Annotated in this window: 14 protein-coding genes; 7 read left to right on the top strand and 7 right to left on the bottom strand. The window is 67.0% G+C overall.

Translation table 11 applies throughout. The features are described 5' to 3' along the window. Nucleotides 1-23 precede the first annotated feature (23 nt). The 3 genes from HWX22_RS16165 to HWX22_RS16155 all read right to left on the bottom strand — a co-directional run bounded on the left by HWX22_RS16165 (nt 24) and on the right by HWX22_RS16155 (nt 3,441). Nucleotides 24-1,370 carry a nitrate/sulfonate/bicarbonate ABC transporter ATP-binding protein gene (locus HWX22_RS16165; RefSeq protein WP_175916000.1) on the bottom strand — a complete coding sequence of 449 codons (1,347 nt, stop codon included), beginning with the start codon at nt 1,368-1,370 and terminating at the stop codon, nt 24-26. A gap of 11 nt (nt 1,371-1,381) precedes the next feature. Then, entirely contained in the window at nt 1,382-3,136 is a 1,755-nt protein-coding gene (locus HWX22_RS16160) for an ABC transporter permease subunit (protein ID WP_175915999.1), read from the bottom strand. Between the two features lie 80 nt (nt 3,137-3,216). Next, entirely contained in the window at nt 3,217-3,441 is a 225-nt protein-coding gene (locus HWX22_RS16155) for a phosphate transporter (protein ID WP_175915998.1), read from the bottom strand. A 255-nt stretch (nt 3,442-3,696) separates the two neighbouring features. Here HWX22_RS16155 and HWX22_RS16150 point away from each other — a divergent pair, with 255 nt between their 5' ends. From HWX22_RS16150 to HWX22_RS16140, 3 genes are all read left to right on the top strand, one after another. Further along, nucleotides 3,697-4,641, top strand: a complete 945-nt coding sequence (locus HWX22_RS16150) for a metallophosphoesterase (RefSeq protein WP_059819369.1) — start codon at nt 3,697-3,699, stop codon at nt 4,639-4,641. A 23-nt stretch (nt 4,642-4,664) separates the two neighbouring features. Then, nucleotides 4,665-5,006 carry a cupredoxin family copper-binding protein gene (locus HWX22_RS16145; protein WP_059692210.1) on the top strand — a complete coding sequence of 114 codons (342 nt, stop codon included), beginning with the start codon at nt 4,665-4,667 and terminating at the stop codon, nt 5,004-5,006. 115 nt (nt 5,007-5,121) lie between these two features. Beyond that, complete coding sequence (locus tag HWX22_RS16140) at nt 5,122-6,261, top strand: patatin-like phospholipase family protein (RefSeq protein WP_175909372.1); 1,140 nt, start codon at nt 5,122-5,124, stop codon at nt 6,259-6,261. A 27-nt stretch (nt 6,262-6,288) separates the two neighbouring features. Here HWX22_RS16140 and HWX22_RS16135 read toward each other — a convergent pair whose 3' ends face one another. After that, entirely contained in the window at nt 6,289-6,993 is a 705-nt protein-coding gene (locus HWX22_RS16135; RefSeq protein ID WP_175915997.1) for an SDR family oxidoreductase, read from the bottom strand. Nucleotides 6,994-7,115: 122 nt separating this feature from the next. On the opposite strand from HWX22_RS16135, the gene gcvA reads away from it, so the two are divergent. The 3 genes from gcvA (at nt 7,116) to HWX22_RS16120 (ending at nt 9,601) form a co-directional block, all read left to right on the top strand. Continuing rightward, nucleotides 7,116-8,015, top strand: coding sequence for a transcriptional regulator GcvA (gene gcvA, locus HWX22_RS16130; protein ID WP_175909368.1), 900 nt, complete (start codon nt 7,116-7,118; stop codon nt 8,013-8,015). A gap of 144 nt (nt 8,016-8,159) precedes the next feature. Then, nucleotides 8,160-8,468 (top strand): helix-turn-helix transcriptional regulator, encoded by a 309-nt coding sequence (locus HWX22_RS16125; RefSeq protein ID WP_044846683.1) that lies wholly within the window; start codon nt 8,160-8,162, stop codon nt 8,466-8,468. Between the two features lie 71 nt (nt 8,469-8,539). Then, nucleotides 8,540-9,601, top strand: a complete 1,062-nt coding sequence (locus HWX22_RS16120) for an alkene reductase (protein WP_059819371.1) — start codon at nt 8,540-8,542, stop codon at nt 9,599-9,601. 15 nt (nt 9,602-9,616) lie between these two features. Here HWX22_RS16120 and HWX22_RS16115 read toward each other — a convergent pair whose 3' ends face one another. Next, nucleotides 9,617-10,144, bottom strand: a complete 528-nt coding sequence (locus tag HWX22_RS16115; RefSeq protein WP_175912407.1) for a GNAT family N-acetyltransferase — start codon at nt 10,142-10,144, stop codon at nt 9,617-9,619. 83 nt (nt 10,145-10,227) lie between these two features. On the opposite strand from HWX22_RS16115, the gene HWX22_RS16110 reads away from it, so the two are divergent. After that, on the top strand, nt 10,228-10,839 hold the full coding sequence (locus tag HWX22_RS16110; protein ID WP_175915996.1) for a LysE family translocator: 612 nt from the start codon (nt 10,228-10,230) through the stop codon (nt 10,837-10,839). Nucleotides 10,840-10,929: 90 nt separating this feature from the next. Here the strand turns inward: HWX22_RS16110 and HWX22_RS16105 are convergent, their stop codons facing one another. Both HWX22_RS16105 and HWX22_RS16100 read right to left on the bottom strand, forming a co-directional pair. Continuing rightward, entirely contained in the window at nt 10,930-11,358 is a 429-nt protein-coding gene (locus HWX22_RS16105) for a hypothetical protein (RefSeq protein ID WP_059526591.1), read from the bottom strand. Nucleotides 11,359-11,607: 249 nt separating this feature from the next. Further along, entirely contained in the window at nt 11,608-12,540 is a 933-nt protein-coding gene (locus tag HWX22_RS16100; RefSeq protein ID WP_175912410.1) for a phosphatidylinositol-specific phospholipase C, read from the bottom strand.

Raw genomic sequence — 12,540 nt, 5'->3', positions numbered from 1 at the left:
CGGCCATCATTCGGGCGCGGGCGTCAGCTCTCGACATCCTCGAGACTGAACACCTCCGTCTTGTCGTTGTACGAGAAGACTTCGCCGTAACGGCCCCAGTCGATCACCGCGTCGAGCGTTTCCTCGGCCGCCTCGTCCGACAGGAAATCCTCCAGCTCCTGCTCGAAACGCACACGCGGCGCGCGATGTCCGGGGCGCTCGTTCAGCACCTTCCTGATTCGCGCGGCGAGCGGCACGTGCTTCAGCAGGTGATCCGCGAACATCAACTTGCGCTCCTGCGTGCCGAACTCCGCGAACACGCGCGCGGGCGGCGTGAGGAACACGTCACCTTCGCGCACGTCGGCGAAGCCGAGGTATTGCAGCACTTCGGCGATCGGGAACAGTTCGTCCACTTCCAGATGCAGCGTGCGCGCGATTTCCGGCATGTCGGCGCGGCCGTGGTACGGCGCCATCGCGAGCGTCTCGATCAGGCCGGCCATCAGGTTGGTCGACACGCGCGGCATCCAGCTGCCGAGCTCGAGCCCCTTCTTCGTCGCCTCGCCGGTCTGGCGTGCGGTCATCTTCGCGTAGATCTCGTCGACGAGCTTGCGGAAATCGGGATCCAGCCGGTTGCGCGGATGCTTGAACGGCACCTTGATCTCCGCGATCACGCGGCCCGGATTCGACGACAGCACGAGAATCCGGTCGCACATGAACACCGCTTCCTCGATGTTGTGCGTGACGATCAGCACCGACTTGATCGGCATGCGGCCTTGCGTCCACAGGTCGAGCAGGTCGGTACGCAGCGTTTCGGCCGTCAGCACGTCGAGCGCCGAGAACGGCTCGTCCATCAGCAGGATCGTCGGGTCGACGACGAGCGCGCGCGCGAAGCCCACGCGCTGACGCATGCCGCCCGACAGCTCGCGCGGGTATGCGTTCTCGAAGCCGTCGAGACCGATCAGGTCGATCGCGGCGAGCGCGCGTTCGCGCCGCTCGCGTGCGCCGACGCCAAGCGCTTCCAGCCCGGCCTCCACGTTCTGCAGCACGGTCAGCCACGGGAACAGCGCGAAGGTCTGGAACACCATCGCGACGCCTTCGGCCGGGCCGGTCAGCGGCTTGCCGAGGTAGGTCACTTCACCGCCTGTCGGCTCGATCAGCCCGGCGATGATCCGCAGCAGCGTGGACTTGCCCGAGCCCGAACGGCCGAGCAGCCCGACGATCTCGCCTTCGCGCAGCGACAGGTTCGCGTCGTCGAGCACGAGCAGTTCGCCCTGCGACTTGTTGAAGCCGCGGCTCACGTGCTCGACGCGCAGGATTTCCTCACCGAGGCGCGGCGGCTGAAGCGGCTGAGACGTCTGGGCGGGGGCGTTGATTACAGTCGAATTTTGCATCGCGCTTACTCTCAATCGAGACGGAGCCGGGATTCCGCATAGGCATACATCGGACGCCACAGCAGGCGGTTGAACAAGGTGACGAACAGGGACATCACGGCGATGCCCAGGATGATCTTCGGGAAGTCGCCGGCCGCGGTCGTCTGTGCGATATACGAGCCGAGGCCGTGCGCGACGACCTTCGTGTCGCCCCACTGCACGAACTCGGACACGATGCTCGCATTCCACGCGCCGCCCGACGCGGTGATCGCGCCGGTCACGTAATACGGGAAGATGCCGGGCAGCATCGCCTGCCGCCACCACTGCCAGCCGCGAATGCGGAAATTCTTCGTCGCCTCCTTGTAGTCGTTCGGATAGGACATCGCGCCGGCGATCACGTTGAACAGGATGTACCACTGCGTGCCGAGCACGATCAGCGGCGACAGCCAGATGTCCGCGTTCAGATGGAAGTGGACGATCACGATCACGAACACCGGGAACAGGAGGTTCGCCGGGAACGCGGCGAGGAACTGCGCGAGCGGCTGGATCTTCTCGGCCAGCGCGGGGCGCAGCCCGATCAGCACGCCGAGTGGCACCCAGACCACCGACGCGATCGCGATCAGCACGATCACACGCAGCAGCGTGATCAACCCGAGCGTCAGCACGTGGCCGACCTCGCTCATCGTCACGCCGGTCGAGACGAAGCTGACGACGCGCCACGCGACGTACACGGTCATCAGGATCACGAATGATCCCCACACGATGTCGCCGACGCGCGACGACCCGCGCGCCGACGTGCCGCGCGAACGCTTGCCCGCAAGCGACGGCACGCGCAGCGGAATCCGTGCGGCCTGAGACAGCAGCCAGCCGGCCGGCACCAGCAGCTGATGGATCAGGTGCGTGCGGCGCAGCATGTCGAGCAGCCAGGACTGCGGCGCATCGCCCGACGCGGTGTTCTCCATCCGGAACTTGTCGGCCCATGCGACGAGCGGGCGGAACAGGAACTGGTCGTACGCGAGGATCACGATCGACATCGCGACGATCACCCAGCCCACCGCGCCGAGGTTCTTGTCCGAGATCGCCTGCGCGAGATACGCACCGATCCCGGGCAGCGTGATGGTCTGGTTGCCGACGGTGATGGCCTCCGATGCGACGACGAAGAACCAGCCGCCCGACATCGACATCATCATGTTCCAGATCAGCCCCGGCATCGAGAACGGCACCTCGAGCTTCCAGAAGCGCTGCCACGACGTCAGGTGAAAACCGCGCGACACTTCGCTCAGGTCGCGCGGTACCGTGCGCAGCGACTGATAGAAGCTGAACGTCATGTTCCACGCCTGGCTCGTGAAGATCGCGAAGATCGCCGCGAGCTCGGCGCCGAGCACGCGGCCCGGGAACAGTGCAAGGAAGAACGTGACCGTAAACGAGATATAGCCGAGCACCGGCACCGACTGCAGGATGTCGAGAATCGGGATCAGCACCATGCCGGCGCGACGGCTTTTCGCGGCGAGCGTGCCGTAGACGAGCGTGAACGCGAGCGACGCGACCATCGCGGCGAGCATTCGCAGCGTGGTGCGCAACGCGTATTCGGGCAGGTTCGACGGATCGAGCGAGATCTTCTGCGTCTGCAGGGTCGCGATCGGCGCCATCGTCTCGTGGAAGCCGACGATCGCCATCGCGAGTAGGCCGATGATCAGCGGAAACGCGACCGCATCCCAGCGGTTGGGGAGCACGCGCCACGCGGACGCGTTGGCGGTGCGATTCGGATCGAAGAAACTGATGTCCATCGGTAGCGTCTGGTTCGAATTGAAAATCGATGGGATCGGCCGCGTGCCGCACGGCCGGGTATGGCATCGGCCGGCGCGGCTCAGAACAGCGAGTGAATCGCCCAGTACAGTGCCGCCGACAGCGCGACGAAGCGCAGCACGATCGGCAGGACCGAACGCTCCTTGACGGGACCGGAATCCGCGCTCAGGCGAGCGCCGACATGAACGATGCCGCAGGCAACGCTCGGAAAGAACGATGCGAGGCCGATGGTGCGCGTGCTTCGACCGCCCGCACCACGGGTTTCCGTTGCCGCGAGATTCGGCATGAGGGGCTCCGGAGAGGTGATTCGGTGTCGCAGGCTAACGAGCGAACATGACGCAAACGTGACGTGTCACTTACAGGACATTGACAGGTCATCCGTCAGCGATCCGTCATCGCGCCGCAAGCCTCGAACGGCCGCATCGGGCCTCGCAAATAAACGGGAATAAATCCGTCGCCGCATCGGTATGGCATGCGAAGGCGCCGGCTAATTCCAGGACGATCCGGCCGTCCGGTTCCGTCATACGAATGCGAGGCAAACATGTCTTCATCGACTCCCACCCGCCCGTCGCGCCGCAAGGCCCTGCAATGCATGGCGTTCGGCGGCCTCGGCACGCTGTTTACGCTGTCGGGCGGCATCCTCACGCCGTTCGATCTCGCGCTCGCGCAAAGCGGCGCCGCGCTCCCCGCGAATGCGGGCCGGCCGCTGTTCGTGCAGATCAGCGACACGCACATCGGCTTCAACAAGGACGCGAATCCCGACGTCGCGGCCACGCTGCGGCAGACCATCGATCTGGTCAACGGAATGCCTGCCACGCCCGCGCTCGCGATCCATACCGGCGACATCACGCACCTGTCCAAGGCGGAAGAATTCGATCACGCGTCGCAACTGCTGTCCGGGCTGCGCGTGCCCGAGCTGCACACGGTGCCCGGCGAACACGACGTGACCGATGGCTCGGGCGCCGAATATTTCAGCCGGTTCGGCAAGGCGTCCGACAACCGCGGCTACTACAGCTTCGATCACGCGGGCGTGCACTTCGTCGCGCTCGTCAACGTGATGCACTTCAAGCCGAACGGGCTCGGCAGCTTCGGCGACGAACAGCTCGCGTGGCTCGCGCAGGATCTGAAGGGGCAATCGTCGAGCACGCCGATCGTCGTGTTCTCGCACATGCCGATGTGGACCATCTACGAGCCGTGGGGCTGGGGCACCGGCGACGCGCCGCAGACGATGGCCCTGCTGCGCCGCTTCGGCTCGGTCACCGTGCTGAACGGGCACATCCATCAGATCGTGTCGAAGGTCGAGGGCAACGTGACGTTCCACACCGCGCGCTCCACCGCGTTCCCGCAGCCGACCGCCGGCAACGGCCCGGGCCCGGTGCCGCTCACGGTGCCGCGCGACCGGCTGCCTGCGATGCTCGGCGTGACGACCGTCGACTTCGCCGGCCATCCCGTCGCGGCATCGCTGCACGACACGACGCTGGCCTGAACCCGACACGCAAGGAGACCGACATGACCTTCCTCAAGCCCTCGACGCTGGCGGCCGCACTGATCCTGAGCGCGGCTGCCGTCGGCACGCCGCTCGCCGCATGCGCGCAGACCCCGGCCGGCCCGCTCGTGACGATCCGCAATTTCATGTTTTCGCCGATGTCGACCACGATCAAGGCCGGCACGACGGTCACGTGGAAAAACCTCGACGCGGAACCGCATACCGTCGTCAACGACGCGGGCATCTTCCACTCGAAGGCGCTCGACCAGGACGAAACCTACTCGTTCCGTTTTGACAAGCCGGGGGTCTACAAGGTGTTCTGCGGGATTCATCCGTACATGAAGGAGACCATCACCGTGGAATGACGCGGCGCGCCGCAAGGCCCCGCGAACATCCGCACCGCGGACGCTGCCCGACGATCGCCTACACTGGTTCCATCCGGCCGGCCCCCGCCGGCCGTCACCGACCACGAGGCAAGCGATGACGGCAAGTCAACCCGCACATCCGAAACTGCCGGGCCAGGTCGTGCTCGTGCTCCAGGGCGGCGGCGCGCTCGGTGCGTACCAGCTCGGCGTATTCGAGGCGATGGATGCGGCGGGCATTCAGCCCGACTGGGTCATCGGCACGTCGATCGGCGCGATCAACGCGGCGCTGATCGCCGGCAACGCGCCCGGACACCGCGCGCAACGGATGGCCGAATTCTGGCGCCATGTCACCGAACGGCCCGCCGTGAACGTGCCGGGCTTCCCGACGAGCTGGGACAAGATCGGCTCGGAACTCGCGGTCATCGGCGCGGGCCTCCCGGGATTCTTCCGGCCGAATCCCGCCGCGTGGTTCGGGCCGCTGGCGCGGGTCGGCGTCGAGCGCGCGTCGTACTACGTGGTCGAGCCGCTGCGCGACACGCTTGCGTCGCTCGTCGATCTCGACCTGCTGAACGCGTGCCGGCCGCGACTGACCGTCGGCGCGGTCAACGCGTGCACGGGCACGATGCGCTATTTCGATTCGCGCGACCGGCCGCTCGGCATCGACCATGTGATGAGTTCGGGCGCGCTACCGCCCGCGTTCCCGGCCGTGCGAGTCGACGGCACGCCCTACTGGGACGGCGGCATCTACTCGAATACGCCGGTCGAGGTCGTGCTGGACGACGCGCCGCGCCGCAGCTCGATCATCTTCTCGGTGCAGATGTGGAATCCGGTCGGGCCGGAACCGCAAAGCATCTGGCAGGTGTCGGAGCGGCAGAAGGACATCCAGTACGCGAGCCGCACAGACAGCAACATCGCGCGGCAGCAGCAGATTCACCGGCTGCGCCACGTGATCCGGGAACTGGTCATGCGGCTGCCCGAGGCGGAGCGCACGACGGCCGATGTGAAGGCACTCGCCGCGTGGGGCTGCCAGACCACGATGCACGTGATCAAGCTCGCGGCGCCGCGGCTCGACGGCGACGATCAGTGGAAGGACATCGATTTCACACCCGCCGGCATCGCGGCCCGCCGGCAGGCCGGGTTCGACGCGACGATGCAGGCGATCGCCGCGCGGCCCTGGGACGTGCCGATGGACCCGACGGAAGGGCTCAGCGTCTGGAGTCCGGAAGAAAACCGGATCGGCGAGCGGCACAACTGATGGCGCGGGCGGCGCGCCCCTTTCCGCTTACAGTGCGCGCACGATCCCGCCGTCGACGCGGATGTTCTGCCCGGTGATGTAGCCGGCGCCTTCCGACAGCAGGAACGTCACGGTCTGCGCGATCTCCTGCGTCCTGCCGAAGCGGCCGACCGGAATGCGGGCGACGATCTCGGGCGTCTCCGGCCAGCTGTCGATGAAGCCGGGCAGCACCGAATTGATGCGGATGTTGTCCTTCGCATACCGATCGGCGTACAGGTGCGTGACGGAGCTCAGCGCCGCGCGCAGCGCGGACGACACCGGCATCGCTTGCTCGGGCGCGTCGGCCGCGAAGCTCGAGATGTTGACCACCGCGCCGCCGCCCTGCTTCAGGAAGACGGGCGTCACCCGGCGCAGCACGCGAACGACGTTGAGCACGATCAGGTCGAGCCCTGCGTGCCACTGGTCGTCCTCGATGGCGAGCAGGTCGCCCTTCGGCGGATGCCCGGTGTTGTTGACGACCGCGTCGATGCGGCCGTACTTCGCGAGCGTCCCGTTTACGAAACGCTCGATGTCGGCGTCTTCGGTGACGGACCCCGCCATGCCGAAACCGCCGAGTTCCCCGGCAAGCTCGACCGCGCTGCCGGACGGCGACATCAGCGCGACGCGATAACCGTTGCTCGCAAGATCCCGCGCGATCGCCGCGCCCATGCCCTTGCCCGCCGCCGTCACCAATGCCACTTTCTCTACAGTCATGCTGTTCTCCTGGATAGGTCGGCTCAATGCCGCGATCGTCGTTCCAAAGCGCCAACTCTAGAACTCTATAATCGCCTTGTCGAACGATGATTTCTCCACACACCCTGTAGATTTTCTACTGCATGAAAGCTCTATCGCGTACCCGCCGGTTCCCGCCGCTCAACGCGCTTCGCGCGTTCGAGGCCGCCGCGCGCCACCTCAATTTCCGGCTGGCCGCCGACGAGCTCGGCGTGACCCAGGGCGCGGTGGCGCAGCAGGTCAGGCATCTGGAGGACGTCGTGGAGATTCAGCTGTTCCGGCGGCTGCCCAGGGGGCTGGCGCTGACGCGCGAAGGGCTCGAGTATTTTTCGTCGGTCCAGCGCGCGCTGCAGATCATTGCCGATGCCACGGACGCCCTGGGCCAGCGCCCCATGGTCCTGGCGGTCAGCACGACGCCGTCGTTCGCGTCGAAGTGGCTGATCCCGCGCCTGTCGGACTTCGGTCGCCTGCACCCCGACATCGAGGTTCGCGTCATCGCCGACGAGCGCCTTGCGTCGTTCCGCGCCGACGGCGTCGACATCGCGATCCGGCTCGGCAAGCCCCCGTTCCCGGCCGGCCTGGTCGCGCAATTGCTGTTTCCGCTCGACATCTTCGCGGTCGCCAGCCCGACACTGCTCGACAGCGGCCCGCCGATCCGCACTCCCGCGGACTTGTCGAAGCATGCGTTGTTGCACGACGCGCACGACCTGTGGCCGGAGTTCATCGAGAAGCTCGGCGGAACGGGGCAGACCGATCCGACGAAAGGGCCGCGGTTCAGCCAGTCGCTGCTCGCCATCGACGCCGCCGTCGCGGGTCAAGGCATCGCGCTGACCAGCGAGCCGCTCGTCGAACGCGATTTCGCGGAAGGCCGGCTGCGCCGCGTGTTCGATTTTTCGTTTCCGATGTCGCTCGGGTTTTACGTCGTCTTTCCGCAGGCCAATGCGCATTCGGAAGCGCTCGAGGCCATGCGCCGCTGGCTGTTCGCGCAATACGGGGGCGCGTGATTCGCTGATGCTCCGGCCGATCGACAACCCCACTCGCGTCAGTGCCTTCACGCATATCGCAATTTTCCGATATATGATTCGCCCATCGACGATACCCGTTTGCACCGGTTTTCCGACAGAACGCTCCGAACACCACACCTTTCCATGCCGACTGAACTCGACATCGACGCGATCCTGAAAGCGCTTTCGAACCCCGTGCGCCGGGAAATCCTCGTCTGGCTGAAAACGCCGGGCGCGCATTTCCCGGAGCAGACGCTGCCGTACGACCACGGCGTCTGTGCCGGGCAGATCGACGCGCGTTGCGGACTGTCGCAGTCGACCGTCTCCGCGCACCTTGCGACGCTGCAGCGCGCGGGGCTCGTGACGTCGACGCGGATCGGCCAGTGGGCGTTCTTCCAGCGCAACGAGGCCGTCATCGACGCATTTCTCGACGCCCTGCGCCGCGAACTCTGACCCAGGCCACGCGGGCCGCACGCCGCGCACGACGCGGCCGTAAGCCCGCCTTTCTGAAAAGGTTATCTGCCATGCCCACCCTGTTCGATCCCGTTACCCTCGGCGACCTGACCCTGCCGAACCGCGTCGTGATGGCGCCGCTCACCCGTGCCCGCGCAGGCAGCGCGCGCGTGCCCAACGACCTGATGGCCCGCTATTACGCCGAGCGCGCGTCGGCGGGCCTGATCATCAGCGAAGCAACTTCGGTCACGCCGCAGGGCGTCGGCTACGCGGACACGCCCGGCATCTGGTCCGACGAGCAGGTGGAAGGCTGGAAGCGCGTGACGCAGGCCGTGCACGCGGCCGGCGGCCGCATCGTGCTGCAACTCTGGCACGTCGGCCGGATTTCCGATCCGGTGTTCTTGAACGGCGACCTGCCGGTCGCGCCGAGCGCGATCGCCGCGGGCGGTCACGTGAGCCTCGTGCGGCCGCCGCGCCCGTTCGTGACGCCGCGCGCGCTCGAACTCGATGAAATTCCGGGCATCGTCGCCGCATACCGCAAGGGCGCCGAAAACGCGAAGAAAGCCGGCTTCGACGGCGTCGAGATCCACGGCGCGAACGGCTACCTGCTCGACCAGTTCCTGCAGGACAGCACCAACCTCCGCACCGACGCGTACGGCGGCCCGATCGAGAACCGCGCGCGCCTGCTGCTCGAAGTGGTCGACGCGGCGATCGACGTGTGGGGTGCGGGCCGTGTCGGCGTGCATCTCGCGCCGCGCGGCGACGCGCATACGATGGGCGATTCCGACCCGGCCGCGACGTTCGGTTACGTCGCGCGCGAACTCGGCCGCCGCAAGATCGCGTTCATCTTCACGCGTGAATCGTATTCGGGCGACCAGTTGAGCCCGCGTCTGAAGGAGGCGTTCGGCGGCCCGCTGATCGCGAACGAGCAGTTCACGCTCGAATCGGCGCAGGAAACGCTCGCGAGCGGCCACGCCGACGCGATCGCGTGGGGCAAGCTGTTCATCGCGAACCCGGACCTGCCGCGCCGCCTCGAGCTCGGCGCGCCGCTGAACAAGCCGGTGCCGGAGACGTTCTACGCCGAAGGCGAAACGGGTTACACCGACTACCCGGCGCTCAGCGACGCGGCCTGACGGCCGGCGGCGTGTTCATGCGCGCACGTCCGCGCGCATGAACACGCGCTGCGTCTCGTCGAGCCCGCGTGCGACGTGATGCGCGCGAATCGCGCGCAACGTGTCGTCGAGCGATGCGTCGTCGATGATGCCGAAGCCGAGGCGCGTGTAGTACGGCGCATTCCACGGCGCATCGCGGAACGTCGAAAGCACGACCTGGGCGATGCCGTCTTGCGCGGCGCGCGTCATGATCCGTTCGATCAGGCGCGCGCCGATCCGCTGCCCCGCGTGCGACGGCGCGACATCCAGCTCCTCCAGATAAAACCGCTGCGCATCGAGCAGCCGGTAGAACGCAAAACCCACGCACGTCCCCGCTTCGTCCGTCGCGACATACGCGCGACCGTCGTCGATGCGCATCCGCACGTCGGCCGCATCGGTCGGCTCGCCTTCGGCGATGTCGGGCATGCCGATGTCGCGAAAGCGCTGGGCGGCGGCCACTTCCACGGCGGCCATCGCGGCCGCGTCTTCCCGCGTGGCGGGACGAATCCGGATCGATACTGTCATCACGACGAGGTAGGCAGGCGGGAACGGCCGTCACTATAATCGAAAGTTCATACGTTTCGAACGCCCTGCCCACGAGGTTCGTCATGACGCTGTCCGCGCTCACCGTGTTCGCCATCGCCCTGCTCGTCACCGCCGGCACGCCCGGCCCGAGCGTCGCCGCGCTCGTCGCGCGCGTGCTGACGAACGGCGTGCGAGACGTGCTGCCGTTCCTCGCCGCGATGTGGATCGGCGAGGCGCTGTGGCTCACGCTCGCGGTTGCCGGGCTGTCCGCGTTCGCGCGCACGTTCGAGACGGGCCTGCTCGTGCTGAAGCTGCTCGGCGTCGCGTACCTGCTGTTTCTCGCGTGGAAGATGTGGACCGCGCCGACCGACACGAAGGCCGGCGACCTGCCGCGCGGCCAGTCGCCGTGGCGCATGTTCGTCGCGGGCACGCTGGTCACGCTCGGCAATCCGAAGATCATGCTCTTCTATCTCGCACTGTTGCCGACGATCGTCGACCTGACGCACGTCGGTGTCCTCGCGTGGGCCGAGCTCGTCGGCACGATGCTCGCGGTCCTGATCCTGGCCGACTGCTTCTGGTCGCTGCTCGCGTCGCGTGCGCGCGCGTTCCTCACGTCGGCACGCGCGAAGCGGATCGCGAACCGCACCAGCGCGACGGCGATGGCCGGTGCGGCGGTGGCGATCGCGACGCGCTGAACGTCGCGGTCGCACGCGCATCCGCACGACGTCTCGTCGTTGCGAAACGGGGCGGACCGCCGCGCCCGCCCGTCAGCGCACGACGGCGCGTTACGGTGTCCCGGCGCTGCAGCAATACGCAAGCAGGAACGTTGCGGTGCCCGCGTCGCCCTGCACGATCGCGCGCATGTCGCCGTTCAGCTTCGCCATCGCCGCCGTCACGTAATCCGGCGCGGGCAGCTTCGCCGTATTGAAGTCGTGTACCGCAACCGCGACCGGCTTGTTGTCCTTCGTCTTCGGCGAAGCCAGCGCCCGGTCTTCCGCGGCGAATCGCTGTTCGCGCGTGGCGACTGCACCGACCTGCCCCGCGCAATAGCCGTGCGTTCCCGACATGATGTGAATCGTGTGACCATCACCGCTCAGTCCCGACGCGATGGTATTCAATGCCGCTGCGACGTCCCTGACATTGCACGGGCCGTGAAAGCCCCAGATCTGCACCGCGTTCGGGGTGCCCTGCATGATGTTGACGAGCGTTGCCATGACCTCTCTCCTTGCAGTCCTGCGTCGTGGACGGTTCGCGGCGAATCGGGCGCTGCTTGCCACGACGACGTTCATGGGCCGGCGCGATGCCGGGCACACGTGCCCGTTGCCTCCCGCCGAGTTGAGAAACATCCGGATATCCGCGACGGACTCGATCGAACCGCGCCCGCCACGGACGGTTCAACCTTATCCATCCACCTCGTTTCGCAACATGGACCGCTCGTCACACATTCGGCAACGTGCCGATCTTCACGGGAAGCGGGAATTGCGGGCCAGCCTGCGCGCGCCACCCGGCTCGGGCACGTGATCGTTGCACGCAACCAGCGCCCGCACCAATGCCCAGTCATCGTCGTCGCAGAAATCGAGCAGCATCGCGCCATATGAACCACGTTGCGCGCGCAACCGCTCCGCGAGCCGCGCCTGAATCCCCTGCACCCTGCCGTCGCCACGCGCGACCACCGACGGATTCGCGCCCATCCCCGTACCGCTGCAGAAATTGATCGCCCAGCGGCCGCTTTCCGGCGACGGCATGCCGGTCAACAGTGCATCGATCGCGCGCCACTTGTAGTTGATCGACCCGGCAACAGGCACGCGGTATTCGTCCTGGATCACGAACGCCGCATCGGGATGATCGATCGTGAAGGTCGCGTTGTCGGGCCACGCGGTCAGGTCGATGCCCAGCGGCCGACTGCTGCGGAACCGCCGCAGCAACACCACCGCGCCGCGCACGTCGCCGAGCGCCGGCAGCGCGCCGCCCGCTTGCCAGCGCAACCGCGGGTGCCGCGCACGATGCGCATCGAACGTCGCGTCGAAACTGCGCGTGCACGCCTGCGCGGGCCATTCGTCCTTCACCGACATCACGATGCATTCGCGCGGATGCGCATCGAGAAAACGCGCACAGTCCGCGAGCACGTCGTCGAATGACATGCCGAGCGCGATCCCGCCGTGATGAATGTCGAACGCATCGCAGCGGTGCCGGCAGCGGATGTCGAGCAGCCGCACGCCGTGCGCGAGCTGCGCGGCGAGCGGCGCGCGTTGCGTGCGCACGAGCGGATCATCGACCGTATACGCACAGGTGTCATGGCTGCCCGGTAGGGTCAGCGTATGCAGCGGCCGCGCGTCGTCGAGCGCCGACATCCAGTCGGCCAGCGGCGTGGAAGCTTCGTATCGCGAAGGGATCAT

It is taken from the genome of Burkholderia sp. BCC1638, from assembly GCF_902833195.1.
Classification (GTDB): Bacteria; Pseudomonadota; Gammaproteobacteria; order Burkholderiales; family Burkholderiaceae; genus Burkholderia; species Burkholderia diffusa.
The sequence above is the reverse complement of the archived record's forward strand: the minus strand, read 5'-3'. Positions and strand labels throughout refer to the sequence as shown.